The sequence below is a fragment of the Microbacterium sp. C5A9 genome, from assembly GCF_022627955.1.
GTDB lineage: Bacteria > Actinomycetota > Actinomycetes > Actinomycetales > Microbacteriaceae > Microbacterium.
In genome coordinates this window covers 453225-480135 of the sequence record NZ_JABXGD010000001.1, presented here as the reverse complement: position 1 = coordinate 480135, position 26911 = coordinate 453225, and the positions used below count along the sequence as shown (strand labels likewise).

Here is a 26911-nt window from a genome sequence, read left to right as displayed (position 1 = left end):
TCGCTCCCAGATCCTCACAGTGCACTCCTAGGTTCAGAGTGCAATATTGCACTCTATGAGCGAGAGTGCAGAGTCATTGCGTGATCAGCGCAAGCGTGAGACATCGCGCGCGCTGACCGACGTCGCCCGTCGCCTGACATCGGAGCACGGGTTCGCGGGCTTCACGGTCGAAGAGGTGTGCGCCGAGGTCGGCGTCTCGCGACGGACCTTCTTCAACTACTTCGAGAGCAAGGAGAACGCGGTCTTCGGTTTCGCCGCGATCGACCCTCGCCAGGAGGCTCTCGAAGAGGAGTTCGTCGCAGACGGCGGAGATCTGCTCGACGACTTCATCCGACTGACCATGGCCCGGTTCGAGCTGTTCAACCCGCTCGACGATGCTCCCGCCGTGTTCGCGATCATCGAGCAGGAGCCCCGCCTCATCAAGGCCGCCTTCGAGCAGATCGCGAAGAACGAACGGCGCGACATGCAGCTCATCGTGCGCAGATCAGGCGAGGGAGCCGATGCCGCACTGCGTGCCGAGGTGCTCGTCCAGTCGGTGGGTGCCCTCGTGCGCCTGAGCATGGACCAGCTGCTGCACCACCACTCCACCGAGTCCTTCAGCGATCTCGTCAGCCGTCGGCTCGAGGTCGCTCGCACCGTGTTCGCACCATCACAGAAAGCCGACTGAATGTCCGCCACAGCCACCAAGGATGCGCCCTTCCTGCTCACGAAGCGCCGCATCTGGATCATCTTCAGCGCCCTGATCGCGGGCATGCTGCTCTCGAGCCTCGATCAGACGATCGTCTCGACCGCCATGCCGACGATCGTCGGACAGCTCGGCGGTGTGGACCACCAGGTGTGGATCACCACCGCCTATCTGCTGGCGACGACGATCGTCATGCCGATCTACGGAAAGTTCGGAGACGTCCTCGGTCGTCGCAACCTCTTCCTCGTCGCGATCGCCCTGTTCACCCTGGCCTCGGTGGGCTGCGCCTTCGCCACCGACTTCTGGATGTTCGTCACCTTCCGCGCCCTGCAGGGCCTCGGCGGCGGCGGGCTGATGATCCTGTCGCAGGCGATCATCGCCGATATCGTCCCCGCCAACGAGCGCGGCAAGTACATGGGTCCGCTCGGCGCCGTGTTCGGTCTGTCCGCCGTGGCCGGACCGCTCCTCGGCGGCTTCTTCGTCGATCACATGACGTGGCAGTGGGCGTTCTACATCAACATCCCCGTCGGCATCGCCGCGTTCATCATCGCTCTCGTCGCACTGAAGCTGCCGAGCAAGAAGGCCGAGAAGCCGATCGACATCTTCGGCGTGATCTTCCTGTCGATCGCCACCACGTGCCTGATCTTCTTCACCGACTTCGGTGGCGACAAGGAGTTCGGCTGGGATTCGCTCGCCACCTGGGCGTGGGGTGCAGGTCTCGTCGTCGCCGCGACCGCCTTCGTGATCACCGAGTCGAAGGTGCAGGACCCGATCATCCCGCTCAGCCTCTTCCGCAACCCGATCTTCGTCAACGCGACCGCGATCGGACTCGTGCTCGGCATCGGCATGTTCGCTGCTATCGGCTTCGTCCCCACGTTCCTGCAGATGTCGTCCGGCACCTCGGCCGCGGCGTCCGGCCTGCTCATGATCCCGATGATGGTGGGTCTGATCGGAACCTCGATCTTCTCGGGTATCGCGATCTCGAAGACCGGCAAGTACAAGATCTACCCGATCGTCGGCACGATCCTCACCGGCATCGCGATGGTCTCGATGACCACGCTGTCAGCGACCACGCCGATCTGGCTCATCTGCGCCTTCCTCTTCGTGTTCGGGGCGGGCCTCGGCCTGATCATGCAGGTCGTCGTGCTGGTCGTGCAGAATGCGGTCCCGGCCGGCGAGATCGGCACCGCGACCAGCACGAACAACTACTTCCGCGAAGTCGGGGCGTCGCTCGGCACCGCGGTGTTCGGCACGATCTTCACGACACGTCTCACCGAGAACCTGCTCGGCGTGTTCGCGGATGCCGGGGCATCCCCGGAGGATGCCTCGCAGGCCGCCTCCACGATCGATCCCGCGACGCTGAACGCGTTGCCGGACGAGGTGCGCGACGGCATCGTCACGGCGTATGCGGATGCTCTCGCACCCGTCTTCTGGTTCCTCGTGCCGTTCATCGTCCTGGCGCTCGTGCTGTCGCTGTTCCTGAAGCAGATCCCGCTCTCGGATCAGGCCGGACTCGTGGCCCGCGGCGAGGCAATCAGCGGCGACGAGGCGGAGCGGCTCGAGGCCGAGATGCGCGGCGACGCACGGGTGGGGGCCGCGCCCCGAGCGCACACTCACGCCGGCGACGCGGACTCCCCGGACGACGGCGATACGCCCGACGCGCGCTGACGACGCGCAGCGCGGGCCCGCACCTCATGTTCGAGGTGCGGGCCCGCGCTCTCTTCTGCGTCAGGAGGGTCGGCGATCAGGGAAGGTCGGCGACGTCGACGGAGTCCTCGTCGGGGCTCTCGGAGGTCTGCTCCTCCCCCGGTGTCGCCTCGTCGGGAGCAGGCGCCGGGTCGTTGGTCACGAAATCCGCGTCGACGCCGACTGCGTCGATCCCCTCGACTCCGTCAGGAGTGCTCTTCTGGTCAGACATCTGTCGCTCCGATCGTCGGGTTGCTGAAATCTCAGTGTGCGCGACCGCCGCGGGGCGCGGGATCCCCTTGACAGCGCCGTGGCCGTCACCTGATCGGCGGTGTGGGACCATCGGGGCATGATCGACGCTCGACGACCTCTGCCGATGCTCACCGGAGAGCGCGTTCGACTGCGCGAGTGGCGCGAGTCGGACATCGCGATCGTGCAGGAGGCGGCGAGCGATCCGCTGATCCCCCTCATCACGACGGTGCCACGGCTCGCAGGCGAGGCCGCGGCACGGGCGTTCGTCAGGCGCCAGCACGACCGGCTGCGCTCCGGCGAGGGGTACGCGTTCGCGATCGCCGATCACGACGACCGCGCCGTGGGACATATCGGCCTCTTCCGGGCAGGAGACGCCCGCGCGAGTGTCGGGTACTGGATCGGACCGTCGCAGCGCCGTCTCGGATACGCGGGCGATGCCCTCGCGACGCTGACGAGATGGGCGGTCACCCGTGAGGGCATCGATCGAGTCGAGCTGTACGTCGAACCCGGCAATGAAGGGTCCTGGCGCGTGGCCGAGCGAGCCGGCTACGAGCGTGAGGGCCTCCTGCGGGCGTGGAAGCGGATCGACGGACGTCCGCGCGACATGTACATCTACGCGCGCCTCACCGAGAGCGGCCGGCTCTCATCCGGCCGCGTATGACGTCGGATACGACAAAACCCCCGGGAATCCCGGGGGTTTTCATCTGTAGCAGGAGCGGGGCTTGAACCCGCGACCTCACGATTATGAGTCGTGCGCTCTGACCAGCTGAGCTACCCTGCCGCACTGTATCCGCATCGCAGATACGAACACTGTGAGCCCCGAGTCAGGATTGAACTGACGACCCCTTCCTTACCATGGAAGTGCTCTGCCACTGAGCTATCGGGGCGTGCTGCCCCTCGCGGGGCAACCACACGAGAATACCATCTCCATGGCGTCCTCATGAAATCGAGCCGATCAGTACGAGTACCGACCCGCGTTCTCACGCAACCACGGCAGCGGATCGATCGTGCTGCCGTTGACGATGAGCTCGAAGTGCAGGTGCGCGCCGTACGAGCGACCGGTGTTGCCGGTGTGCCCGACGATGTCGCCGACCTTGACCGTCTGACCGGCCTTGACCTGCAGCGAGCCGTACTGCATGTGCGAGTAGTGGCTCGTGATGACCTGACCGTCGATCACGTGATCGATGTACACGGTGACGCCGTAGGCGTTGCCCTGCTCGGTCGCGATGCGCACGACGCCGTCGGCGATCGCCTGGATCGGGGCGCCCTCGCCGGGCACGAAGTCGATGCCCTCGTGCAGACGACCCCAGCGCATGCCGTATCCCGAGCTCATGCCCACGCCGACCTTGAACGGCCACTGGATGGCCGCTTCGGTGTCGTTCGTGAAGAGCTCGTTCGAGTAGTTGATTCCCTCTTCGGACGCGACCTGGACGAGCGAGACCGTCGAGAAGCTGTCGGAGCGAGCCAGGGATTCGTTCTGCACGTCGGACGACGTGACGAAGGCCTGGATCTCATCGTCGGACGACGCCTTCGACGCCGATCCGGAGGCGGCGACCAGCGAGGTCGACGCGAGGCTCTGTCCACCCTGCACTGCAGCGACCGCCTCTGCGGGGAGCGTCATGCCGACCGCGAGGAGACCCGCGAGGCTCATGACGCCGACGGTCGCACCGATCGCGAGGAAACGACGAGGCGTTCGCCGGCCGACCGCGACATGGGGAGTGGACGCCTCGGGGGCAGCGGAGTCAGTGGACGCCTTCGGCTGCTCGGCGACCGGAGTGCTTGCCGTCGCGACCGAACGGAACGCGCGAGCTGCGATCTCGAACGCGTCCTCTTCGGTGGACGGGAAAGGAGCGGATGCGGATGCGGATTCGGCCGGGCGCGATGCCTGCGGCGCGGATTCCGAGTCGACGTCGAGCGAGACGATGGCGGGCTCGGAGTGAGCGGGCACGTCTGCGACGGCGGTTTCGGTCTCATCGGCGGGCACGACGGCGTCGGTCGCAGAATCGGCGGTCGCGGCGGCGACGAAGATCTCGGCCGTGCTCAGGCGCTGGCGGGCGGCACGGCGCGACAGCGGTGCCTCGGGGACGACGCCGGAGGCTTCGGTGGCAGTGCTGGTCGCTACGGAGACAGTGTTGATGTCTTCGGAGGTGGTCGCCGTTGCTCCTGCCGCGGAGGCCTCTGAGGCCGCGATGCGGGGACGACTGGATCGGCGCGTGGGCGCAGAGGCAGCCTGGGGATTCTCGAAGGGCAAAACAGATTCTCTCGGGTTAAACGTCAAGCTCGGGGGCGCTTGTAACTCTCATCGATTCGGGCCGGTGAAAGTAACGATCGGATAAACCCTAGCCTGATAGACCTGGGAATGCCATGAATTGCTCACGTTTCATCTCCCAGAATATCGAGAAGCCGCGCATGGACCTCGATTCCACCGGAGACGAGCATGGGTCTCAGCGACTCCGTATCGAGCCTCGTCACACGTCCTCCCGCCTCGCTCACGAGCAGTGAGCCCGCTGCGAAGTCCCAGGGCTTGAGCCCGCGCTCGAAGTATCCGTCGAGTCGTCCTGCCGCCACATAGGCGAGGTCGAGAGCGGCGGCTCCCGCCCGGCGCAGGTCGCGTGCGATCGGCATGATGCTGCGGACCGTGGCGAGGTCGCCGTCGTGAGTGGCGGGGTCGTAGCCGAAGCCCGTCGCCAGCAGTGCTCCGGCAGGAGTGTCGACGGTGACAGCCAGACGGCGATCGTCGAGCCAGGCGCCTGCTCCCCTGCCCGCGGTGAACAGCTCTCCGGATGCCGGGGCGTACACGGCCCCGGCGAGCGCCTGCCACTGATCGGGATCGGCGATGCCCTCGACCGCGGCGATGCTCACCGCGTAGGCGGGAATGCCGTAGGCGTAGTTGACGGTGCCGTCGATGGGATCGACGACCCAGGTGATGCCGGTGGAACCCGGATCGGCGGCGGACTCCTCGCCGAGGAACCCGTCTCCGGGCCTCGCTTCGCGAAGGCGCGCGCGGATGAGTTCCTCGACCTCGCGGTCGGCATCCGTCACGATGTCGGCGAGGGTCGATTTCGTGGCCGCGAGGTGCACGCCCTCTTCACGTCTCATTCTGGCCAGATCGCCGGCCTCGCGCGCTACGGCGGCGGCGAGCTCGACCAGATCCGCGACGATGCTCACTGCGGAGGGCGCGGCGGAGCCGGCGGGTAGTCGATATACGCCGGGGGCACGGGCGGAGCCGGCGGCGCCTGAGGCGCAGGAGGCGCGGGCGGCGCGGGCTGCCCGGTCGTCTGTGCTGCGGGATCCGGTGCGACCGGGAACGGGGTCGCCGGCGGTGCGGGCAGCGCCGCCTGATGCTGCGGCTGGGGCACCGACGGCCGACCCGTGTAATAGGCGTTCCAGTCAGGCGACCCGTCGGGCAGCACCGGCAAGGGTGTGACCGCGTCGGCGTAGGTGGGCCAGGCCTGCGCCACCGGAGCACCGACCTGCGCGATCGGAGCGTGCTTCTTCGGCGCGAACAGGGCGTTGAGCAGCGGAATGAGGGTCGTGCCGACGGCGGCGAGGATGGTGAGCGCCACGACGATGCGCCAGTACAGCTCGCCGTACTCGAACGTGTGCGGGAACGTCAGGAAGAACACGAGCATCCCGACGAGGCCGCCGAGGAACACGATCGTCGCGATGTAGATGATGCGCGTGAACGTGGTCACGTGGCGCTGTGCGGCCGGAGTGAACAGACGCACATGCAGCAGCGCGAGCTGCAGGATGCCCACGACGACCAGCAACTGGAAGAACCTCTCGCCCGCGGTGAAGGAGAAGGAGTCCTCGGGGAGCCAGATCTTGACGGCGCCGACGAGCAGCGCGACGATCCAGCTCACCATGCTCGCGAGAGACAGCCAGTCCGGACGGTTGGGCGCGAGTCCCGCTTCGAGGATCGCGATCCCCGCGAACGCGGCGAGCAGGAGGATCGTCAGGAACGCCCTGCCGATGAGTCCGTCCTGATCGCCGATGAGCACCCACACGACGCAGACCAGTGCAGCGGCGATGAGCGCTCCGATGGCGATCCAGATCGCCCCTCGGATCAGGAGGGACAGGTTCTTCTTCTCACCCAGCGCACTCGGCTGCTGGGCGATCTCCGGCTGGGACATCGCGTTCCTCTCGTGAAGCGGCGTTGCGCTTCATCCTTGCATGCGAGCGCGTCGATTCAGACGTGTCCACACCCGTTGTGCACTCGTGCCGCGCTCCCCGGGACACGGGTTCACCCGGAGACGGAGTCTCCCCGGACGGTTCGCCCGCGTCTGCGGCGTCAGCGCCCCGCGCGAGCCGCAGATGCCGCGAACGCGGCGATGCGCGCCTGCGCCTCAGGTGTCTCCAGCGACGCACCGATCGAGCGCGCTTCTTCGCTGAGCTGCTCGACGAACGTCCGCTCCGGCTGCGAACGCACGAGGCGCTTCGCCTGCCCGTAGGCGTCGGCGGCACCCGCCAGCCAGAACCGGGCGACCTCCTCGGCCCGCGCACGCACGGCGTCGGCCTCGTCTGCCGCATCCGACCCGGAGACCGATTCGGCCACCAGCCCCCACTCGACGGCCTCGTCGGCGGTGAGCAGGCGGTCCTGCAGCACGAGCTGCAGAGCGCGACGCTGGCCCACGGCGCGCGCAAGCTGTGCAGAAACAGACAGATCGGGCGTGAGGCCGATGTTCGCGTACAGACTGCCCAGGCGCGAACGAGACCCGACGACGGCGTAGTCGCTGCTGAGCAGGATGCCCAGGCCGCCGCCTGCCGTCGTGCCGTGCGCCGCAGCGACCACCGGCACCGACGACTCCGTGAGCGAGCGGATGCCGGCGTTGATCACCTCGGCGAGCGCCGTGATGTCGGCGCCCGACCCCATGGTGGTCGACATGTCGATCACGTCGCCGCCGGCGCAGAACGCGGGGCCGACGGCGTCGATCAGGATGGCCTTGACCTCGGGCCGCGACGTCGCCTCCTGCGTGACGTCGCGCCACGCGTGCGCGAGCTCGGCGTTGAAGGCGTTGAGTCTCGCGGGACGATTGAGCGTGAGTCGCGCCATCCCCTCCTCGACACGGAACAGGATGACATCACTCATGGCTTCTCCTTCGAGCGCAGTGCGTAGTCCCCCAGGCTAGTCGGTATCTGCAGACGCCCACACCCGCCCGACGAACGCCTCCATGCGCCGCCGGGTGCCGTCGAGGCGGAAATCGACCTGGCCGGGCGAGCGGATCTCGTTGGGGGCGAGAGGGTGGGCGAGGCGGACGTTCTCGTGGCAGGAGAGATCGGCGCACATGTAGGTACCCACCGAGTCGCCGCGCGCCCCGGCCTCACCGACGCGACGTGCGCCGAACAGCGCCACCTGGTTGCCCGGCTGCATGGTGTGGCAGATGTTGCACATCCCCGAGCGGCCACGGCCCGGGTCGCTCGCGCGCAGCACCACCCCCGAGATGCGACCCTCGTGCTGGATCAGCACGTACCCGCGGCGGCCCGCACCCGGGTCGCGCCAGGCGAAGAAGTCGAGGTAGTCCCAGTCGGTCAGGACGAAGTCGTGCGGCATCTCCATGATCCGCAGCTCGTCGGCATCCGCGTTCACGAAGGACGCGCGGACCTCCGCTTCGGTGAGAGCTCGCATCTCACCAGTCTATGAAGCCGCCCGCTGCATGGCTTCATCCGCCTCGGAGACGATGTTGCGCATGGCGGCGGCCGCCGCACCCGCATCCCCGCTGGCAACGGCGAATGCCACGTCTCGATGCCACTGCACCGCACTCTGGTTCGCGACGTGGGGCATGAGGTCGTGCACGGTGCGTCCGCGCAGCACCGCTTCGACCGTGCCGCCGAGCGCCGCGAGCATGCCGTTGCCCGATGCGTCGAGCAGGAGCCGGTGGAATCTCACGTCGGCGGTCAGGTAGCGCTCTCGATCGGCCTCGTGGTCTTCCTCGCCCATCGCGACGACGAGCGAGACGAGCTCGACCTTCTGCTCGGACGACGCGGCGCCCGCAGCGAGATGCGCGGCGAGGGGCTCGATCACCGATCGCAGCTGGCTGAGCTCGCGCAGCTGCTCATCCCGCCCCGGTCCCGCCAGGCGCCACGCGATCACCTCGGGCGCGTAGACGTTCCAGTCGGCGCGCGGGCGCACCTCGACACCGGACTTGCGTCGCACCCACACCAGCCCGAAGGACTCCAGCACCCGCACGGCCTCACGGGCCGCGGAGCGGGAGACGCCGCGCTCCTGCGCCAGCTCGACCGTCAGCATGCGGGAGCCGGGCTCGTGGCGACCGTCCACGATCGCACGGCCGAGCTCGTCGACGAGCGACTCGTGCACGCTGCCTGCGACGGTGGGGGCATTCATACCTCGAGTATGCCCGCCCTCGTGCGATGTCGTGGCGTTTCAGAGGTCTCCGACAGTGTTATGTTGCGCATGTGTCGGGTGGCGTGCTTATTATGTACGACATAAGGCAGAACCACCGCCTGGATCAAGGAAGCTCATGGCACTCTTCACCCCCGCCGCGTCCGCTCTCGTGACGGCAGTCGGCGACACCCCCGCCGTCGATCGCCCCGCCGGCCAGCTCATCGCCGCCGCCGTCATCGGCATCGCGGTCATCATCGTCCTCATCACCTGGGTCAAGCTGCATCCGTTCCTGTCGCTCACGATCGGCGCCCTCGCGACCGGCGCGATCGCCGGCATGGACATCGCGGCCTCGGTCACCAGCTTCTCCGCCGGGTTCGGATCGACCATGGGAGGCGTCGGCATCCTGATCGCGCTCGGCGCGATCTACGGCAAGCTCCTCGCCGACTCGGGCGGAGCCGACCGCATCGTCGACACCCTCGTGAGCCGGGCGAGCGCCCGGTCGCTGCCCTGGGTGATGGGCCTCATCGGCGCCGTCATCGGCCTCCCCATGTTCTTCGAGGTCGGCCTCGTGCTCCTCGTGCCTGTGATCATCCTCGTGGCGCGTCGCTCGGGACAGCCGCTGATGCGCATCGCGATCCCCACCCTCGCCGGACTCTCCGCGATGCACGGACTCGTGCCCCCGCACCCCGGCCCGCTCGCCGCGATCGACGCGCTCGGCGCGAACCTCGGTCTCACGCTCGCCTTCGGCGTCATCGTCGCGATCCCCGCCGTCATCATCTCGGGGCCGCTGTTCGCCCGCTTCGCCGCCCGCTGGGTCGACGTGCCCGTTCCCGAGCTCTTCGTGACCGAAGAGGACGAGGGAGAGGTGCAGAAGCGCCGGCCGTCGTTCCTCGCGACCCTCATCAGCATCCTGCTGCCCGTGTTCCTGATGCTCGCCAAGGCGGTCGCCGACATCTCGGCCGCCGGATCGGATGCACCCTGGAAGCTCACCCTCGACTTCCTCGGCACCCCCGTCATCGCGCTGCTCATCGCCGTGCTCGCCGGATTCTTCATCCTCGGCCGCGGCGCAGGGTTCGACCGCACGCGCATCAATGAGATCGTCGGCTCGTCGCTCGGTCCGATCGCCGGCATCCTTCTGATCGTGGGAGCCGGTGGCGGCTTCAAGCAGGTGCTCGTCGACACCGGCATCGGCGGCGTGATCGCCGAGTTCGTGTCGGGATCCTCCGTCTCCGTGCTCGTGCTCGCGTGGCTCGTCGCCGTCGTGATCCGCATCGCGACGGGTTCGGCGACCGTGGCGACGATCACCGCGGCAGGCATCCTCCAGCCCCTCACCGAGACACTCGACTCCCCCATGGTCGCGCTGCTCGTGCTCGCGATCGGCTCGGGCTCGGTCTTCCTCTCGCACGTCAACGACGCCGGGTTCTGGCTCATCAAGGAATACTTCGGCCTGAGCATCCCGCAGACCCTCAAGTCCTGGACCGTGCTCGAATGTCTGATCTCGGTCACCGGTCTCGCCGGCGTCCTCGTCCTGAGCATCTTCGTGTGAGGCCCTCATGATGACCACCACTGCACCGGTTCTCGTCTTCATGGGCGTCGCCAGCACCGGCAAGTCCACCGTCGCAGCCATGCTCGCCGGCCGGCTGGGCTGGAGCTTCGAAGAGGGCGACGACCTGCACCCCGAAGCGAACGTCGCCAAGATGGCGGCGGGACACGCACTGAACGACGACGACCGCTGGCCCTGGCTCGACCGCATCGCGGAATGGATCGACGAGCGCATCGCCGCCGGTGAGCCCGGCATCGTGACCTGCTCGGCGCTCAAGCGCAGCTACCGTGATGTGCTGCGGCGCGACGCGGTCACGTTCGTGCACTTCACCGGCGAGCGCGAGCTGATCCTCGATCGGATGCTTCGCCGACAGGGGCACTTCATGCCCGCCACACTGCTCGATTCGCAGTTCGCCACGCTCGAGCCGCTGGGACACGACGAGAGGGCGATCGAGATCGACATCGCCCTCTCCCCTCAGGAGCAGGCGGCGCAGATCGCCTCGCGTCTGCGACTGCACTCCGAGTACTGAGACGATCACGCACTGCTGAGACGATCGCGGAACCCCCGACACTGGAGGGTATGAAGAGTTCGACGCGGTACTCGATCGGAGCAGTGCTCGCGGCAGTGGCGCTCGGAGGAGGGCTGTCGGGCTGTACTCCCCCCGAGGCCGTCCCTTCTGCCGCTCCGGAGGCCTGCGAGGGGATCGCGATGATGCTGACGACCGATGATCCTCTGCCGCACGCGGGCCAGACGGTGTCGGTGTCGATCACACCCGCGGGCTGCGACGTCGACGAGCACGTGGCCGGTGAGGTGATCGTCCGCACCGCCGACGGCGACACGAGCACCGGGGCGCGGCTCGAGATCGGATCCACCACGGTCTCGGTCGATCTGCCGCCGCACCTCACGGGAACGGCGATGCTCATGCTCGTTCCCGACCGCGACTGCGAGAGCGTCGCGGACTGCCACTATCCGTACGCGGACCTCCGGATCCGCCCCTGACCGGGCGCTCGGACTACTCGCGGAGCGCACGCCTCGCCCGGAGCATCCCGAGGCCGATGAGCAGCATGACCGTCGGGACGGCTGCGACGATCGCGCTGTCCGCAGCGAAGAGCCACAGGTCGTACGAGGTCTCGATCGGATCGTGCCATGCCCGCTGATATTCGAACTCGATCGTCGCGGGGTAGGCGACCGGCTGATACCGCGACAGGTCCTGCGTGACCCAGCCGAACGGCCACCCGAACGTCGCCTCGCGGAGCTCATCGTGCGAAGACACGGTCACACTCCCGGCGACGAGGAAGTACACCGCGCCGACCGCACCGAGCGGCAGCAGGCACACGTAGAAGATCAGTGCGCTGCGGAGCCCTCGGCGGAGCGCACTGCGGTCCTCGTCATCCACGGCGCCCCCTCGACCGATCTCCACGTACAGGGTCCATCCTGCCCGCTCCGTCGCGGGACGACGAAAGCCCCGGAGTGACTCACGCCCTCCGGGGCTTTCGTGGAGCAGTCTGATGTCTCGGCGGCGAACCCGTCATCCGAGCTCGCCGGATCCGTACGGCCGGATCGGCTGCTGCTTCTGGAACTCGTACTCGCCGCCCTGGCGCCCGCCGAACGGACGACCGTGATCCGCGAACTCCTCCCGGTAGTACGCGAGTCGCCAGGTCCCGATCTCGATGCGCGAGCCGGTCCGCAGGATCCTCGCGTCGTCGGAGCTGTGCGGCAGATTCGGCCGCCCTCCGCCGGTGGGAGCGAACGAGTAGAGGACGTACTCGTCGTCGTCGTTGTGCCTGATCTCGGCGTGACGCGCCTCCAATCCCTCGAGGCGCAGATCGGCGTCGGGGCCGGAGCCGATCACCGTGCGTCCGGGAAGGAGGTCGAACTCCCTCGGCTTGCTGCGATCCCAGTCACCCGACCCCACGGCGAAGATCAGCCGAGGGCGGCCGGAGCCGGGGATGTAGTGCGTCGTCGTCACGCGTCGCCGGACCCTCCTGGCGAGCGTCGGCACGAGGGGGAACGGGGTCGGCGGAGGCGCGGGGAGACGGAAGCCGCCTCGCCGCTCTCCGTGCTGCATCTCGGACAGGAGAGTGGCGAGGTGCCCGAGCCGGATGTGCGGGGAACCGGCGATCACCCGCCCGACGGGTCCGCTCTTCACATCGCCGAGGTGCACGAGGGTGCCTTTCGGCCCGTCCACCCGCACACGGATGCCGCGCCGTGCCAGCCCGTCGGCCAGCGGGATGAGAGCCGCGAGGTCATGGCGGTTCATTCCGCCGAGGCCCGCGCTCTCTTCGAGGGTGACGACCACCTCGCTCCCCGCGGCCCTGACCGTGAAGCGTGTCGGGATGTCGTCGTCGGGTCCGACCTGCTCGACGTGCAGATCGATGTCGAGGCGGATCATCGGAGTCGGCTCCGCTAGACCGAATGCGCGTCGCCCGACGCGCTGTCGCTGGTCGTGACGCGCAGCGTGCCGTTGAACTTCCAGGTGGCACGGGGTGCGTCGGGGCCGATGTCCCGAGGCACTTCGACGGTCATGTCGTCGAAGGTGTAGTTCACCGCTGCGCCGCGTCCGGTGAGGTACGCCCACATCTCCCGCCCGAGGTCGGTCCAGTCGGTGATGGATGCGCCGTCGGGCCCGGAAGGCGAGGAGAAGAGCTCAGCGGGTTCGTTCGAGTCGCTCATGGTGTGCTCCTTTGCTGAGGCCATGTCCTATGGGTATGAGTATGCGCTCGAATGGACCCCCTGTCCATGGATATCTGGATGGCGTTCAAGAATTTGCACACAGCATCCCGCACCCTCGAGCGGGCGTGACTGCGCGACGACGAGGAGGATCCCGCCAATGAGGGGCAGAAGGAAAGGTCATTCGTTTCGAGACGCGCAGCAGGTGCTCTGAGACTGAGGCCGTTGCCTGACGGGCGTCATTCCGTTGCCCCGCATCCGGGTCGGACCGCGCGGGTAGCAGATGAAGGTCGCGGGCCGGTGCCGACGAACGAAGAAAGCCGCCGGGATTCCGGCGGCTTTCTTCGTGTACCTGGTGCTCCGAGATCCGAGAACGGAATCCTCGAGATCCGCGAACACCTCATGGTGGCGAGTGAGGGATTCGAACCCCCGAAGTCTAAGACGGCTGATTTACAGTCAGATCCCTTTGGCCGCTTGGGTAACTCGCCAGAGCGCACCCGTCCGACTTCGACAGCCAACCGGGGGCACGAGTATCAATCATACCTGTCGGAGGCAGGCACGAGAAATCGAGGCGTCAGCTGCCGTGCACGCCGCGCTCGGCGTCTGCCAGAGACTCCGGCGTGCGGAGCAGACCACCCTCCGCACGGCAGGTGGCGGCCGCCACGTCCATCGCGCGCTCGAGCAGAGATGTCCATGCGTCGAGGTCCCTGGGCGCGTCGAGGACGAGGCCGGCAGCGACGGCGGCGAGTGTCGCATCACCGGCGCCGACCGTGTCGACGATGCGCCCGGGAAGCGTGGCGATCGGCGCCGAGACGACGCCGGCATCCGACTCCAGCACGGCTCCCTGCGCCCCCGCCGTCGCGAGCACCGCGCCGCTGCCGGTCGCGCGAAGACGCGCGCGAAGGGCGTCGAGATCGCCGTCGTACAGCAGGGTGGCGTCGTCGGCACCGACCTTCACGATCGCCGAGTGCGGCGCGAGAGCCTCGAAGCCGCGCACGAACTCGTCGCGATCGCGGAGCATCCCCGAACGCGGGTTGGGATCGATGGCGAGTCGCTTTCCGCGCGTCGCCTCGACGAGCGCCTCGACCTCGACTGGAACATCGAAGGGGAAGCAGCTGACGACGACGAGGTCGGCATCGGCGATCGCGCTGACCGCGGCGTCGGAGAAGCGGATGCTGCGCCGCTGCGCCGCCTCGTTGAAGACGTAGGTGGGTTCGCCGTCGGCTGTGCGCTGGACGACTGCCCTGGACGACCCGTAGGGCGCCGGAGTGCCGACGAGCGTGACACCGTGATCGTCGAGATACTCGCGGATGTGGTCGCCGGCCTCGTCGTCACCCACCATCGCGATCAACGTCGTGGGCACGCCGAGTCGCCGCAGGCCGACGGCCACGTTGAGCGCCGCTCCCCCGACGAGCTCGCGGACGCCGGCACTGTCGCGGATCTCATCGATCAGGGCGTCTCCGATGACGACGACGGACGAGGCTTCGTGCACGCTTTCACCACTCACCCTGCCGACACTACTCGCGGTCGGTGCGCGCGGCATCCGGCCCGCCTCTGTCGTCACGCCTGCGCGGAGCGCTACGGTGAGCGCATGAACGCTCGTCTCGCCTCGGGAGCCGCGGCTCTCGCCCTGATCACCCTGCTCGCAGGCTGCGGCGGTGCGACCGGCGGCGGAGACGCCGATTCGACACCCGCCGCGTCGTCGAGCGCAGAGCCGGAGCAGACGACGACGCCGACCGCCTCCCCGACCCCTACCTCCACGCCGGTGGCGCTGCCGACCGACTGCCGGGCCATCCTCTCCGAGGACGTGCTGTCGCAGCTGGGAGAGACACCGCTGAACGACCCCGCCTTCGGACCGTCGGGCGTCGGCGCCGACGGCACCCTCACCTGCATCTGGCGCGACCCGCGGGCCGACACCACAGGGCTCGTGACCACGATCTCGGGGATGAACCGCGGCCCCGCGCTCGACATGCTCAACGCCCTGGTGACGAACGAGGGATTCAGCTGCTTCACGCCCGACGGGGGCACCCGCTGCGAGAAGACCTGGCCCGACCCGCAGTACCCCGTCACAGACGGGCGCACCCTGTTCTGGCGCGACGACATCCTGATCGACACCGTGTACTCGAACCTCGCGCCGACCGGGTACACCTCCAGCATCATCGAGCACCTGTTCGACTGAGCTGCTCCCCCGCCCGGCGCCGGGGCACGAAGAAGGCCCCGGGCGAAATCGCCCGGGGCCTTCTCACTCACTCAGCACGTCAGTGTTTCGACTCGCTCGCGCTACGCGCGTGCTCGCTCAATCTTGACCCGCAAGCGGGTCAATTGTACGTACCCGGCGTGATGTCGTCCGTCGAGAACGCGTCGAAGTCGACGTAGCCGAAGTCGCCGTCAGCGTACGCGCCGTCGGATGCGAAGATCCGGTTCGGGTAGCGCTCGCTCTTGGCTTCTTCGGTGGCCTCGACCGTGACGTCGCGGTACTTCGAGAGACCGGTTCCGGCGGGGATGAGCTTACCGATGATGACGTTCTCCTTGAGACCGACCAGCGGGTCGCGCTTGCCCTGCATGGCAGCCTCGGTGAGCACTCGCGTCGTCTCCTGGAAGGAGGCGGCCGACAGCCACGATTCGGTCGCGAGCGACGCCTTCGTGATACCCATCAGCTCCGAACGGCCCGACGCGGGGCGCTTGCCCTCTGCCACGGCCTCGCGGTTGATCGCCTGGTAGCGCTTGAGGTCGACCATCTCACCCGGAAGCAGGGTCGTGTCGGCGTGATCGACGACGGTGACCTTGCGGAGCATCTGACGGACGATGACCTCGATGTGCTTGTCGTGGATCGGCACACCCTGCGAGCGGTAGACGCCCTGGACGCCGCCGACGAGGTAACGCTGCACCTCGCGGGCACCCATGACACGCATGACCTCCTTGGGGTCGAGCGTTCCGACCAGGAGCGGCTGACCGACGTTGACGTGCTGACCGTCCTCGACGAGAAGCGTCGCACGCTTCAGCACCGGGTAGATCACCTCTTCGTCACCGTTGTCAGGCGTGAGGATGAGCCTCTTGGCCTTGTCGGTCTCGTCGATCGTGATGCGACCGTCGGCCTCTGCGATGGGCGACGCAGCCTTGGGGGTACGCGCCTCGAAGAGCTCCTGCACGCGGGGCAGACCCTGCGTGATGTCGTCGGCCGAGGCCGAACCACCGGTGTGGAAGGTACGCATCGTCAGCTGGGTACCGGGCTCACCGATCGACTGGGCCGCGATGATGCCGACGGCCTCTCCGATGTCGACGGTCTTACCCGTCGCGAGCGAACGTCCGTAGCACTGCGCGCAGACACCGACGGCCGAGTCACAGGTCAGCACCGAGCGCACCTTGATGGTCTCGACACCCGCCTCGACCAGCTTGTCGATGAGCACGTCGCCCACGTCGTCTCCGGCAGAGGCGAGGACCTCGCCCTTGCTGTCGACCACGTCGGAGGCCAGGGTACGAGCGAACACCGAGTTCTCGACGTTCGCGTCGCGCACCAGCTCACCCTGCGAGTTCGGAGCGGCGATCGGGAGCTCGAGGCCCTTCGACGTGCCACAGTCCTCTTCGCGGATGATGACGTCCTGCGAGACATCCACCAGACGACGGGTCAGGTAACCCGAGTCAGCGGTACGCAGAGCGGTGTCGGCGAGACCCTTACGGGTACCGTGCGTCGCGATGAAGTACTCCGCAACCGACAGTCCCTCGCGGTACGAGGAGATGATCGGACGCGGGATGATCTCACCCTTGGGGTTGTTCACCAGACCACGCATACCGGCGATGTTCCGGATCTGCAGCCAGTTACCACGAGCACCGGACGACACCATGCGGTTGATGGTGTTGTCCTCGGGGAAGTGCGCCTTCATCGCGGCCTGCACCTCGTCGGTCGCCTCGGTCCAGATCTTGATGAGCTCCTGACGACGCTCGGTGTCGGTCGTGAGGCCCTTCTCGTACTGGGACTGGACCTTCGCGGCCTGCTTCTCGTAGCCGGCGACGATCTCAGCCTTGTTCGGCGGCGTGAGGATGTCGCTCAGGGCGACGGTCACACCCGAGCGCGTGGCCCAGTAGAAACCGGCGTCCTTGATGCGGTCCAGCGACGCGGCCGTCTCGACCTTGGGGTACTCCTCGGCCAGCTTGTTGACGATCTGCGACAGCTTGTTCTTGTCAGCCTGCTCGCGGACGAAGGGGTAGCCCTTCGGCAGCGTGTCGTTGAAGATCGCCTGTCCGAGCGACGCGTCGACGAGGCCGTGGCGCTCGTAGCCCTCGGGAGCTTCGCCCTCGAGGAACGTCAGACCCGGGATGCGGATGCGGACCTTGGCCTGCAGGTCGAGGGTGCCCTCGTCCTTGGCCAGGATCGCCTCGCCCACCGAACCGAACGCGCGGCCCTCACCGGCTGCGCCCGCCTTGACCGTGGTCAGGTGGTGCAGACCGATGATCATGTCCTGCGAAGGCAGGGTGACCGGACGGCCGTCAGACGGCTTCAGGATGTTGTTCGACGCGAGCATCAGCACGCGGGCCTCGGCCTGAGCCTCGACCGAGAGCGGCAGGTGGACAGCCATCTGGTCACCGTCGAAGTCGGCGTTGAACGCCGCGCAGACGAGCGGGTGCAGCTGGATGGCCTTGCCCTCGACGAGCTGAGGCTCGAACGCCTGGATGCCCAGACGGTGCAGCGTGGGTGCACGGTTGAGCAGCACGGGGCGCTCGCGGATGATCTCCTCGAGCACGTCCCAGACCTCGGGACGCGTGCGCTCGACGGCGCGCTTCGCCGCCTTGATGTTCTGCGAGTGACCGAGGTCGATCAGGCGCTTGATGACGAACGGCTTGAAGAGCTCCAGAGCCATCTGCTTGGGCAGACCGCACTGGTGCAGCTTCAGCTGCGGGCCGACGATGATGACCGAACGGCCCGAGTAGTCGACGCGCTTGCCGAGCAGGTTCTGGCGGAAGCGACCCTGCTTACCCTTCAGCATGTCGCTGAGGGACTTCAGGGCGCGGTTGCCGGTACCGGTGACGGGACGACCACGGCGACCGTTGTCGAACAGGGCGTCGACGGCCTCCTGCAGCATGCGCTTCTCGTTGTTGACGATGATCTCGGGGGCACCGAGGTCGATCAGACGACGAAGACGGTTGTTGCGGTTGATCACACGACGGTAGAGGTCGTTGAGGTCGGAGGTCGCGAAGCGGCCACCGTCGAGCTGCACCATCGGGCGCAGCTCCGGCGGGATCACCGGAACGACGTCGAGGACCATGGCGGCCGGGCTCATGCCGGTCTCCAGGAACGAGTTGACGACCTTCAGACGCTTGATCGCACGGATCTTGCGCTGACCCTTGCCCTCGGAGATCTGCAGGTGCAGGCTCTCCGCCTCGGCAGCGAGGTCGAACGCCGCGAGGCGACGCTGGATCGACTCGGCACCCATGTAGGCCTCGAAGTACTGACCGAAGCGGTCCTGCAGCTCGTGGAAGACGTCGTCCTCGGGACGCAGTGCACCGACCTCGAGCGTGCGGAAGTCCTCCCACACGCGCTCGAGCTTGGCGATCGCCTCGTCGGCACCCTTGCGGATGAGCGACATCTCCTTCTCGGCGGCGTCCTTGACCTTCTTCTTCGCGTCGGCCTTGGCGCCCTCGGCCTCGAGGGAAGCGAGCTCCTCCTCCAGGCGAGCCAGGCGCTCGGCGATCTTCGCGTCGCGACGGTCTCCGAGCGTCTTCAGCTCGAGGCGGATGTTGTTCTCCTGCGTGCCCAGGTCACGGTGGCGAGCATCCTCGTCGACCGAGATGACCATGTAGGCGGCGAAGTAGATGACCTTCTCGAGGTCCTTCGGCGCCATGTCGAGCAGGTAGCCCAGACGCGAGGGAACACCCTTGAAGTACCAGATGTGGGTGACGGGAGCGGCGAGCTCGATGTGACCCATGCGCTCACGACGGACCGAGCTCTTGGTGACCTCGACGCCGCAGCGCTCGCAGACGATGCCCTTGAAGCGGACACGCTTGTACTTGCCGCAGGCGCACTCCCAGTCGCGGGACGGGCCGAAGATCTGCTCTCCGAAGAGACCGTCCTTCTCCGGCTTCAGGGTGCGGTAGTTGATGGTTTCAGGCTTCTTGACCTCGCCGTACGACCAGGCGCGGATGTGATCCGCGGTCGCGAGACCGATGCGAAGCTCATCGAAAGTGTTTGACTCGAGCACAAATTCTCCTGTGTAGGAATTCTTCTGAAGAAATCGGGGAGGTGGGCCGCCGCCGGAGCTGCACGCTCAGGCGGCGGCCTGAACCTTAGATCTCGTCGATCGAGGCGGCCTCGAAGCGGCTGGAGATGTTGATGCCGAGCTCCTCCGCAGCGCGGAAGGCCTCGTCGTCGGTGTCACGCAGGTTGACGAGCGTGCCGTCTGCCGAGAGGACCTCGACGTTCAGGCAGAGCGACTGCATCTCCTTCATGAGCACCTTGAAGGACTCGGGGATGCCGGGCTCCTGGATGTTCTCGCCCTTGACGATCGCCTCGTACACCTTGACGCGGCCGAGGATGTCGTCGGACTTGATCGTGAGGAGCTCCTGGAGCGCGTACGCGGCGCCGTAGGCCTCGAGGGCCCACACCTCCATCTCACCGAATCGCTGTCCACCGAACTGCGCCTTACCACCGAGCGGCTGCTGGGTGATCATCGAGTACGGACCGGTCGAACGCGCGTGGATCTTGTCGTCGACCAGGTGATGCAGCTTCAGGATGTACATGTAGCCCACGGAGATCGGCGCCGGGAACGGCTCGCCGGAGCGGCCGTCGAACAGCTGCGTCTTTCCGCTCGAGTCGATCAGGCGGACACCGTCGCGCGTCGGGGTGGTCGCGTCGAGGAGACCGGAGATCTCCTCCTCGCTCGCACCGTCGAACACCGGGGTGGCGACCTTGGTTCCGGGAGCGGCCTCGAAAGCGTCCTTCGGGAGCTTCGCAGCCCACTCCGGGGTTCCCTCGACCTTCCAGCCCTGCTTCGCGATCCACCCGAGGTGGGTCTCGAGCACCTGGCCGAAGTTCATTCGACCGGGGATACCCAGCGGGTTGAGCACGATGTCGACCGGGGTTCCGTCCGCGAGGAACGGCATGTCCTCGATCGGGAGGATCTTGGCGATGACACCCTTGTTGCCGTGACGGCCGGCGAGCTTGTCACCCTCGGTGATCTTGCGCTTCTGGGCGATGTAGACCACGACGCGGCGGTTCACGCCGGAGCCGAGCTCGTCGTCGCCGTCCTCGGCGTTGAACTCCTTGACGGCGATGATCGTGCCCTGCTCACCGTGGGGCACCTTCAGAGAGGTGTCACGGACCTCGCGGCTCTTCTCGTTGAAGATCGCGCGGAGCAGGCGCTCCTCGGCCGACAGCTCGGTCTCGCCCTTCGGCGTGACCTTGCCGACGAGGATGTCGCCGGGGCGGACCTCGGCGCCGATGCGGATGATGCCGCGCTCGTCGAGGTCCTTCAGCAGCTCGGGGCTGACGTTGGGGAGGTCACGGGTGATCTCCTCCTTGCCGAGCTTCGTGTCGCGGGCGTCGACCTCGTACTCCTCGATGTGGATCGAGGAGAGGGTGTCGTCCTTCACCAGGTCCTGGCTGAGGATGATCGCGTCCTCGAAGTTGTAGCCCTCCCACGTCATGAAGGCGACGAGGAGGTTCTTTCCGAGTGCCAGCTCGCCGTTCTCGGTGGCGGGGCCATCGGCGATGACCTCTCCGACCTCGACGCGCTCGCCCTCGCTGACGACGACCTTCTGGTTGTACGACGTGCCCTGGTTCGAGCGGTCGAACTTGCGCAGGTGGTAGTCCTGCGTTCCCCCCTCGTCGAGCATGACGGTGACGCGATCGGCGGACACCTCGGTGACGACACCGGCCTTCTCGGCGGTGAGCACGTCACCTGCGTCGATGGCGGTGTAGCCCTCCATACCGGTTCCGACGAGCGGCGAGTCGCTGCGGAGCAGCGGCACAGCCTGACGCTGCATGTTGGCACCCATGAGTGCGCGCTGCGCGTCGTCGTGCTCGAGGAACGGCACGAGCGAGGTAGCGACCGACACCATCTGGCGCGGCGAGACGTCGATGTAGCCGATCTCCTCGGGGAGGAAGAGGTCCACCTCGCCGCTGCCGCCCTTCGGGCGTGCGAGGACGTGGCTCTCGCGGAAGCGACCCTTGGCATCGAGCGGGGCGTTGGCCTGCGCGATGTTGAAGTCGACCTCTTCGGAAGCCGTCAGGTAGTCGATGTGCTCGGTGACGACGCCACCCTCGACCTTGCGGTACGGGGTCTCGATGAAACCGAACGAGTTGATGCGCGCGAACGTCGCGAGAGCACCGATCAGACCGATGTTCGGGCCTTCAGGGGTCTCGATCGGGCACATACGGCCGTAGTGCGAGGGGTGGACGTCACGGACCTCGACACCGGCGCGGTCGCGGCTCAGACCACCGGGGCCGAGAGCCGAGAGGCGGCGCTTGTTGGTCAGACCCGCGAGCGGGTTGTTCTGGTCCATGAACTGCGACAGCTGCGAGGTTCCGAAGAACTCCTTGATCGCGGCGACGACGGGGCGCACGTTGATCAGGGTCTGCGGCGTGATCGCCTCGATGTCCTGCGTGGTCATGCGCTCGCGGACGACGCGCTCCATGCGGGACAGACCGGTGCGTACCTGGTTCTGGATGAGCTCGCCGACCGCGCGGATGCGACGGTTGCCGAAGTTGTCGATGTCGTCGGTCGCGATGCGGATCTCGGCCTGCTTGCCCGAGCGGATGCCGTCGAACGTGTCGACACCGGCGTGCAGACGGACGAGGTACTTGATCGTCGCGACGATGTCGTCGACGGTGAGCACCGAGTCGGTCAGCGGCGCGTCGAGACCCAGCTTGTGGTTGATCTTGTAACGACCGACCTTCGCCAGGTCGTAGCGCTTCGGGTTGAAGTAGAAGTTGTCGAGGAGCGCACGGGCGGCCTCGGCGGCCACCTGCTCGCCCGGACGCAGCTTGCGGTAGATGTCGCGGAGCGCATCTTCCTTCGTGACGATGGTGTCCTTGGCCAGGGTCTCCTCGATCGAGGGGAAGCCCGAGAACTCGGCGAGGATCTGCTCGCTCGACAGGCCGAGGGCCTTGAGGAAGACGGTGACGGACTGCTTGCGCTTGCGGTCGATGCGCACGCCGACCTGGTCGCGCTTGTCGATCTCGAACTCGAGCCATGCACCACGGCTCGGGATGACGCGCGCCGAGACGATGTCCTTGTCGGACGTCTTGTCGGGGGTCTTGTCGAAGTAGACACCGGGCGAACGCACGAGCTGCGAGACGACGACGCGCTCGGAGCCGTTGATGATGAACGTTCCCTTGTCGGTCTGCAGCGGGAAGTCGCCCATGAAGACCGTCTGGGTCTTGATCTCACCCGTGAGGTGGTTCATGAACTCGGCCTCGACGTACAGCGGAGCGGCGTAGGTCTTGCCACGCTCCTTGCACTCCTCGATCGAGTACTTCTCGGGCTCGAGGTACGGGTTCGTGAACGAGAGCTGCATGGTCTCGCCGAGGTCCTCGATCGGGGAGATCTCCTCGAAGATCTCGCCGAGTCCGGAGACCTGGTTCACGTCGGTCCGGCCGGCGGCGTTCGCCTCGGCGACCCGCGCCTTCCAGGCGTCGTTTCCGACGAGCCAACCGAAGGACTCGGTCTGCAGAGCGAGAAGGTCGGGGACCGTCAGCGTGTCGGAGATCTTCGCGAACGAGAGGCGGGAAGCTCCGCGTCCGTTCTTGGTGGTGGTGGATGTGGATGCGTTGGGAGCAGCAGCCAAGGGAATAACCTCCGTGAGCCCCGCAGGGCTTCTCGATTCCTTTGTCGTCAGGTGGAGTGTGCGCCCGATAGCTCAACGAGATGCCGACCACCATATGAGGGCACGGAGAAGCGAGCGCAACTACCAACTATAGACGCGATATCGCGACATGGCAAGTTCAATCCTTGACCTTCTTCGGACGCTGCGGTATTGGCGCCCGGAGAAGGTCGGGATCGGATCGTCAGGAGGCGATGTTCAGTTCGTTCCCCGGGATCGACGCCAGCAGGCGTCGCGTGTAGGGATCGCGCGGATTCGTGAAGATCTCCTCCGACGAAGCCGCCTCGACGAGTGAGCCGTCCTTCATCACGCACACGTAGTCGCTGATCAGTCGCACCACCGCGAGGTCGTGCGAGATGAAGAGATAGCTGAGGCCGTACTCGCGCTGCAGGTCGCCGAGCAGCGTGAGGATCTGGTCCTGCACGAGCACGTCGAGGGCCGACACGGGCTCGTCGCACACGATCAGCTCGGGCGACAGCGCGAGTGCGCGGGCGATCGCGACGCGCTGCCGCTGGCCTCCCGACAGCTCGGAGGGGTAGCGACGCAGCATCGACTGCGGCAGCGCCACGTCGTCGAGCAGCTGGCGGACGCGCCTGCGCCGGTCGGCGCTGCTCCCCCGCTTGTAGAAGTCGAGCGGCTCGGAGATCAGTCGCTCGATCGTGAACATCGGGTTCAGGCTCGAGTACGGATCCTGGAAGATCGGCTGCACCTTCTGACGGAAGTCCTTCGTCTCGGCACGGCTGAGCGACGCGACGTCCTTGCCCTCGTACCGGATCAGCCCGCTGGTCGGCTCGATGATCTTCAGCAGCATCCGCGCCGTCGTCGTCTTGCCCGACCCCGACTCCCCCACGATCGCGACCGTCTCGCCGCGCGGGATGGCGAGCGACACGTCGTCGACCGCGACGAAGTCCTCCTTCTGCCCGCGCACCGGGTACACCTTGGTCAGGTTCTCGATCTCGACGATGTTGTCGGCGGATGCCGGTGCGCTGGGCGCGACGGCATCCGTCGCATCCGCCGCCGGCCGATCCTCGGCATGGAACGCCTCCGGCCGTAGCCGTGCCGCCGCCACCGACGGAGCCGCCTGCACCAGCGACTGCGTGTAGGGATGCTGCGGCGCCTCGAGGATCTGCTTCGCGGGACCCTGCTCGACGACCTTGCCGCGGTGCATCACGATGACCCGCTCGGCCCGCTCCGCCGCGAGACCCAGGTCGTGGGTGATGAGCAGCACGGCGGTGCCGAGCTCCCTCGTCATCGCACCGATCTGATCGAGGATCGTCTGCTGCACCGTGACGTCGAGCGCACTGGTCGGCTCGTCGGCGATCAGCAGCCGCGGCTTGCACGCGAGGCCGATCGCGATCAGCGCTCGCTGACGCATGCCGCCCGAGAACTCATGCGGATACTGCTTCGCGCGCCGCTCCGGGTCGGGCAGCCCCGCCGCGGTGAGCGCCTCGACGACCTTCTGCTGCACGTTCTGCCGGTTCGCGAGTCCGTGAGCGAGGAGGGTCTCCGCCACCTGGGTGCCGATCTTGGCGACCGGGTTCAGGTTCGACATCGGGTCCTGCGGAACGAGACCGATGTCGCGTCCGCGGATCGTGCGCAGCTCGTGCTCAGGGGCGTGCGCGATCTCGCGTCCGTCGAGGCGGATGCTGCCCGCGGCCACGCGCCCTCCCCCGGCGAGCAGACCGATGATCGCCATCGCGGTCGTCGACTTGCCCGAGCCCGACTCCCCCACGATCGCGACGGTCTGCCCCGGCGCGATCTCGAGGTCGACGCCCTCGACGGCGTGGACCACGCCGTCCATGGTGGCGAAGTCGACCGCGAGTCCCTCGACCGACAGCAGCGGTGCATCCGTCATGTGGTTCTCTTTCGCAGCGCTCATCGTGCTCTCGTCCTCGGGTCCATGGCCTCGCGCAGCGCCTCACCGAACAGGGTGAAGCCGAGCGCGGTGACCGCGATGCAGATGCCGGGCAGGAACGCCAGCCACGGCGCGATGGCGAGTTCCGCCTGCGCGTAGGTGAGCATCCGGCCCCACTCCGCCGTCTCGGGGCGGCCGCCGCCGAGACCGAGGAACGACAGCGCCGCGGCGTCGATGACCGCGGTGGCGAGCGTGAGCGTCCCCTGCACGATGACCGGCCCGATGGCGTTCGGAAGCACGTGCGACATCGTGATCTGCCCACGTCCCAGACCGAGGGTCTGTGCCGAGAGCACGTAGTCGCTGGATCGCTGCTGCAGCATCGACGCGCGCAGCAGACGGGCGAAGATCGGCACCTGCGAGGCGCCGATCGCGATCATCACTGCGAACGGCGTCTGCCCCAGGATCGCCGCGATCGAGACGGCCAGCAGCAGGTTCGGCACCGACAGGATGATGTCGACGACGCGCATGATGATCGTGTCGACCCAGCCGCCGAACGTGCCGGCGAGGAGTCCGAGGGTCATGCCGCCGACCAGGCCCATCGCCGTCGAGATGACGCCGATCAGCAGCGAGGCCTGTGCACCCCAGATGAGCTTGGACAGGACGTCGCCGCCGAAGCGGTCGAGCCCGAGGGGGAACTCCGGCAGCTCGCCGGGGCCGGGGATGTTCGTCGGCGTGATGTACTTCGCGCCGGGCAGCGCCGTCTCGGGATACGGAGCGAGCACGGGGGCGAGCAGCGCCACGACGAGGAACGCCAGCACGATGCCGGCGCCGATCCAGGCGGTGGGGTTGCGGCGGAGTCGGCGGAACACGTCACGCCAGAACCCGCCGGGTCCTTCTTTCAGACCGGCCTGGCCGACGGCGACGGTGTCGACGACCTCGCCGCTCGCGGCCGACGGGCCCTGCGCGGGTGGGAGCGAGATGGTCATGACGCCACCCCCTTTCGGAGAACGAGACGGGACATCACTGCACCCGCACTCTCGGGTCGATGAAGCTGTAGGACACGTCGACCGCGAGGTTGATCAGCGCGTAGGCGATCGCGATGAAGATGATGAAGCCCTGCAGCACCGGGAAGTCCCTCGTGAAGATCGCTCTCGCGAGGAACGAGCCGATGCCGGGGAAGGCGAACACGGTCTCCGTGAGCACCGCTCCCGAGATGAGGAGCCCCGTCTGCAGGCCGATGGTCGTGATGACCGGCAGCATCGCGTTGCGCAGGATGAAGCGGCTCCGCAGTGTCGAGGCGCCCACGCCCTTCGCGCGACCGGTGCGCACGTAGTCGGCGTTCTGCACCTCGAGAACGCTGGCCCTCGTGATGCGGACGATGATCGCGAGCGGGATCGTGCCCAGCGCGAGGGCCGGGAGCACGAGGTGCAGGAACGCGTCCCACGCGGCGTCGAACTCGCCGGTGATGATGCCGTCCCACACATAGAAGCCGGTCACGTGGGTCGCGTCGATGCGGGGGTTCTGCCGGCCGTCGGACGGCAGCCAGCCCAGCTGCACGGCGAAGACGTACTTGAGGATGAAGGCGAGGAAGAACACCGGGATGGTGATGCCGATCAGGCTCAAGACCACCGACGCGTGGTCGGTGAACTTGCCGTGACGGCGCGCCGCCCAGTACCCGAGCGGGATGCCGACGCCCACCGCGAAGATGAGCGCCACGACGCTCAGCTCGATGGTCGCGGGGAAGCGCCGGAAGAACTCCTCCACCACGGGACGGTTCGTCTGGATCGACGTACCGAAGTCGCCCTGCAGGAGGCGGCCGACCCAGATGAAGTACTGCTCGATGATCGGCCTGTCGAAGCCGTAGAGCTCGTTGACCCTGGCGATGGCATCCGGGGTCGCCTTCTCACCGAGAAGAGCGACGGCGGGGCCGCCGGGCAGGGCCCTGACCCAGGCGAACAGCAGGATGCTGAGGCCGATCAGGGTGGGGATGAGGAATAGCAGTCGCCTGCCGATGGTGCGCAGCAAGAAGGTCTCCGTTGATCAGGAGCGACGCCGGTCCCG

23 protein-coding genes and 3 tRNA genes are annotated in these 26911 nt (G+C 67.3%); 7 read left to right on the top strand and 19 right to left on the bottom strand.

The features are described from left to right. Positions 1-55: 55 nt before the first annotated feature. Both HWD99_RS02150 and HWD99_RS02145 read left to right on the top strand, forming a co-directional pair. Positions 56-667 carry a TetR/AcrR family transcriptional regulator gene (locus HWD99_RS02150; RefSeq protein WP_241794590.1) on the top strand — a complete coding sequence of 204 codons (612 nt, stop codon included), beginning with the start codon at positions 56-58 and terminating at the stop codon, positions 665-667. Beyond that, positions 668-2353, top strand: a complete 1686-nt coding sequence (locus HWD99_RS02145) for an MDR family MFS transporter (protein ID WP_241794589.1) — start codon at positions 668-670, stop codon at positions 2351-2353. A gap of 76 nt (positions 2354-2429) precedes the next feature. On the opposite strand, the gene HWD99_RS02140 is transcribed toward HWD99_RS02145, so the two are convergent. Beyond that, positions 2430-2603: a hypothetical protein gene (locus HWD99_RS02140; RefSeq protein WP_241794588.1), complete on the bottom strand. Its 174-nt coding sequence runs from the start codon at positions 2601-2603 to the stop codon at positions 2430-2432. A 117-nt stretch (positions 2604-2720) separates the two neighbouring features. On the opposite strand from HWD99_RS02140, the gene HWD99_RS02135 reads away from it, so the two are divergent. Further along, a complete protein-coding gene (locus HWD99_RS02135; RefSeq protein ID WP_241794587.1) occupies positions 2721-3284 on the top strand; it encodes a GNAT family N-acetyltransferase in 564 nt (187 codons plus the stop codon). A 46-nt stretch (positions 3285-3330) separates the two neighbouring features. Here the strand turns inward: HWD99_RS02135 and HWD99_RS02130 are convergent. The 8 genes from HWD99_RS02130 to HWD99_RS02095 form a co-directional block, all read right to left on the bottom strand. Beyond that, positions 3331-3404, bottom strand: a tRNA-Met gene (locus HWD99_RS02130). Positions 3405-3438: 34 nt separating this feature from the next. Next, positions 3439-3510: transfer RNA gene (locus HWD99_RS02125), tRNA-Thr, on the bottom strand. A gap of 68 nt (positions 3511-3578) precedes the next feature. Beyond that, on the bottom strand, positions 3579-4874 hold the full coding sequence (locus HWD99_RS02120; RefSeq protein WP_241794586.1) for a M23 family metallopeptidase: 1296 nt from the start codon (positions 4872-4874) through the stop codon (positions 3579-3581). Between the two features lie 122 nt (positions 4875-4996). Next, entirely contained in the window at positions 4997-5791 is a 795-nt protein-coding gene (locus HWD99_RS02115) for an inositol monophosphatase family protein (protein WP_241794585.1), read from the bottom strand. Beyond that, entirely contained in the window at positions 5788-6756 is a 969-nt protein-coding gene (locus HWD99_RS02110; protein ID WP_241794584.1) for a hypothetical protein, read from the bottom strand. The genes HWD99_RS02115 and HWD99_RS02110 overlap by 4 nt, the downstream gene beginning before the upstream one ends. Positions 6757-6914: 158 nt before the next feature. Then, positions 6915-7712 carry an enoyl-CoA hydratase/isomerase family protein gene (locus HWD99_RS02105; protein WP_241794583.1) on the bottom strand — a complete coding sequence of 266 codons (798 nt, stop codon included), beginning with the start codon at positions 7710-7712 and terminating at the stop codon, positions 6915-6917. A gap of 36 nt (positions 7713-7748) precedes the next feature. Further along, positions 7749-8249: an FBP domain-containing protein gene (locus HWD99_RS02100; protein ID WP_241794582.1), complete on the bottom strand. Its 501-nt coding sequence runs from the start codon at positions 8247-8249 to the stop codon at positions 7749-7751. Between the two features lie 9 nt (positions 8250-8258). Next, on the bottom strand, positions 8259-8966 hold the full coding sequence (locus HWD99_RS02095; RefSeq protein ID WP_241794581.1) for a FadR/GntR family transcriptional regulator: 708 nt from the start codon (positions 8964-8966) through the stop codon (positions 8259-8261). Between the two features lie 136 nt (positions 8967-9102). Between HWD99_RS02095 and HWD99_RS02090 the strand changes: the two genes are divergently transcribed. From HWD99_RS02090 to HWD99_RS02080, 3 genes are read left to right on the top strand one after another with little or no spacing between them, the layout of a single operon-like run. After that, positions 9103-10512 (top strand): GntP family permease, encoded by a 1410-nt coding sequence (locus tag HWD99_RS02090; RefSeq protein ID WP_241794580.1) that lies wholly within the window; start codon positions 9103-9105, stop codon positions 10510-10512. A 10-nt stretch (positions 10513-10522) separates the two neighbouring features. Beyond that, positions 10523-11038, top strand: a complete 516-nt coding sequence (locus tag HWD99_RS02085) for a gluconokinase (RefSeq protein ID WP_241794579.1) — start codon at positions 10523-10525, stop codon at positions 11036-11038. 50 nt (positions 11039-11088) lie between these two features. Next, positions 11089-11508 carry a hypothetical protein gene (locus HWD99_RS02080; RefSeq protein ID WP_241794578.1) on the top strand — a complete coding sequence of 140 codons (420 nt, stop codon included), beginning with the start codon at positions 11089-11091 and terminating at the stop codon, positions 11506-11508. 13 nt (positions 11509-11521) lie between these two features. Here HWD99_RS02080 and HWD99_RS02075 read toward each other — a convergent pair whose 3' ends face one another. From HWD99_RS02075 to HWD99_RS02055, 5 genes are all read right to left on the bottom strand, one after another. Next, entirely contained in the window at positions 11522-11905 is a 384-nt protein-coding gene (locus HWD99_RS02075; RefSeq protein ID WP_241794577.1) for a hypothetical protein, read from the bottom strand. 132 nt (positions 11906-12037) lie between these two features. Further along, positions 12038-12901, bottom strand: coding sequence for an FHA domain-containing protein (locus HWD99_RS02070; protein WP_241794576.1), 864 nt, complete (start codon positions 12899-12901; stop codon positions 12038-12040). A 14-nt stretch (positions 12902-12915) separates the two neighbouring features. Beyond that, complete coding sequence (locus HWD99_RS02065) at positions 12916-13182, bottom strand: hypothetical protein (protein WP_241794575.1); 267 nt, start codon at positions 13180-13182, stop codon at positions 12916-12918. A gap of 400 nt (positions 13183-13582) precedes the next feature. Continuing rightward, positions 13583-13667, bottom strand: a tRNA-Tyr gene (locus HWD99_RS02060). Positions 13668-13753: 86 nt separating this feature from the next. Next, the gene (locus HWD99_RS02055; RefSeq protein ID WP_241794574.1) at positions 13754-14686 is read right to left on the bottom strand and encodes a PfkB family carbohydrate kinase; all 933 of its coding nucleotides are present in this window, start codon (positions 14684-14686) and stop codon (positions 13754-13756) included. A gap of 84 nt (positions 14687-14770) precedes the next feature. On the opposite strand from HWD99_RS02055, the gene HWD99_RS02050 reads away from it, so the two are divergent. Beyond that, the gene (locus tag HWD99_RS02050) at positions 14771-15358 is read left to right on the top strand and encodes a hypothetical protein (RefSeq protein WP_241794573.1); all 588 of its coding nucleotides are present in this window, start codon (positions 14771-14773) and stop codon (positions 15356-15358) included. A 139-nt stretch (positions 15359-15497) separates the two neighbouring features. On the opposite strand, the gene rpoC is transcribed toward HWD99_RS02050, so the two are convergent. The 5 genes from rpoC to HWD99_RS02025 form a co-directional block, all read right to left on the bottom strand. Further along, positions 15498-19373 carry a DNA-directed RNA polymerase subunit beta' gene (rpoC, locus tag HWD99_RS02045; RefSeq protein WP_241794572.1) on the bottom strand — a complete coding sequence of 1292 codons (3876 nt, stop codon included), beginning with the start codon at positions 19371-19373 and terminating at the stop codon, positions 15498-15500. Positions 19374-19458: 85 nt separating this feature from the next. After that, on the bottom strand, positions 19459-22959 hold the full coding sequence (locus tag HWD99_RS02040) for a DNA-directed RNA polymerase subunit beta (RefSeq protein WP_194764634.1): 3501 nt from the start codon (positions 22957-22959) through the stop codon (positions 19459-19461). 220 nt (positions 22960-23179) lie between these two features. Beyond that, positions 23180-24874: an ABC transporter ATP-binding protein gene (locus HWD99_RS02035; RefSeq protein ID WP_241794571.1), complete on the bottom strand. Its 1695-nt coding sequence runs from the start codon at positions 24872-24874 to the stop codon at positions 23180-23182. After that, entirely contained in the window at positions 24871-25836 is a 966-nt protein-coding gene (locus HWD99_RS02030) for an ABC transporter permease (protein ID WP_241794570.1), read from the bottom strand. Before HWD99_RS02030 ends, HWD99_RS02035 begins: the two co-directional genes overlap by 4 nt. 34 nt (positions 25837-25870) lie before the next feature. Then, positions 25871-26875 (bottom strand): ABC transporter permease, encoded by a 1005-nt coding sequence (locus HWD99_RS02025; RefSeq protein ID WP_241794569.1) that lies wholly within the window; start codon positions 26873-26875, stop codon positions 25871-25873. Between the last annotated feature and the right edge of the window lie 36 nt (positions 26876-26911).

Coding starts and splice junctions, on each gene's coding strand:
- HWD99_RS02035 (WP_241794571.1), bottom strand. CDS start 24,874: ATGAGCGCTGCGAAAGAGAACCACATGACGGATGCACCGCTGCTGTCG.
- HWD99_RS02090 (WP_241794580.1), top strand. CDS start 9,103: ATGGCACTCTTCACCCCCGCCGCGTCCGCTCTCGTGACGGCAGTCGGC.
- HWD99_RS02140 (WP_241794588.1), bottom strand. CDS start 2,603: ATGTCTGACCAGAAGAGCACTCCTGACGGAGTCGAGGGGATCGACGCA.
- HWD99_RS02080 (WP_241794578.1), top strand. CDS start 11,089: ATGAAGAGTTCGACGCGGTACTCGATCGGAGCAGTGCTCGCGGCAGTG.
- HWD99_RS02085 (WP_241794579.1), top strand. CDS start 10,523: ATGACCACCACTGCACCGGTTCTCGTCTTCATGGGCGTCGCCAGCACC.
- HWD99_RS02105 (WP_241794583.1), bottom strand. CDS start 7,712: ATGAGTGATGTCATCCTGTTCCGTGTCGAGGAGGGGATGGCGCGACTC.
- HWD99_RS02100 (WP_241794582.1), bottom strand. CDS start 8,249: ATGCGAGCTCTCACCGAAGCGGAGGTCCGCGCGTCCTTCGTGAACGCG.
- HWD99_RS02145 (WP_241794589.1), top strand. CDS start 668: ATGTCCGCCACAGCCACCAAGGATGCGCCCTTCCTGCTCACGAAGCGC.
- HWD99_RS02095 (WP_241794581.1), bottom strand. CDS start 8,966: ATGAATGCCCCCACCGTCGCAGGCAGCGTGCACGAGTCGCTCGTCGAC.
- HWD99_RS02065 (WP_241794575.1), bottom strand. CDS start 13,182: ATGAGCGACTCGAACGAACCCGCTGAGCTCTTCTCCTCGCCTTCCGGG.
- HWD99_RS02150 (WP_241794590.1), top strand. CDS start 56: ATGAGCGAGAGTGCAGAGTCATTGCGTGATCAGCGCAAGCGTGAGACA.
- HWD99_RS02110 (WP_241794584.1), bottom strand. CDS start 6,756: ATGTCCCAGCCGGAGATCGCCCAGCAGCCGAGTGCGCTGGGTGAGAAG.
- HWD99_RS02070 (WP_241794576.1), bottom strand. CDS start 12,901: ATGATCCGCCTCGACATCGATCTGCACGTCGAGCAGGTCGGACCCGAC.
- HWD99_RS02050 (WP_241794573.1), top strand. CDS start 14,771: ATGAACGCTCGTCTCGCCTCGGGAGCCGCGGCTCTCGCCCTGATCACC.
- HWD99_RS02135 (WP_241794587.1), top strand. CDS start 2,721: ATGATCGACGCTCGACGACCTCTGCCGATGCTCACCGGAGAGCGCGTT.
- HWD99_RS02030 (WP_241794570.1), bottom strand. CDS start 25,836: ATGACCATCTCGCTCCCACCCGCGCAGGGCCCGTCGGCCGCGAGCGGC.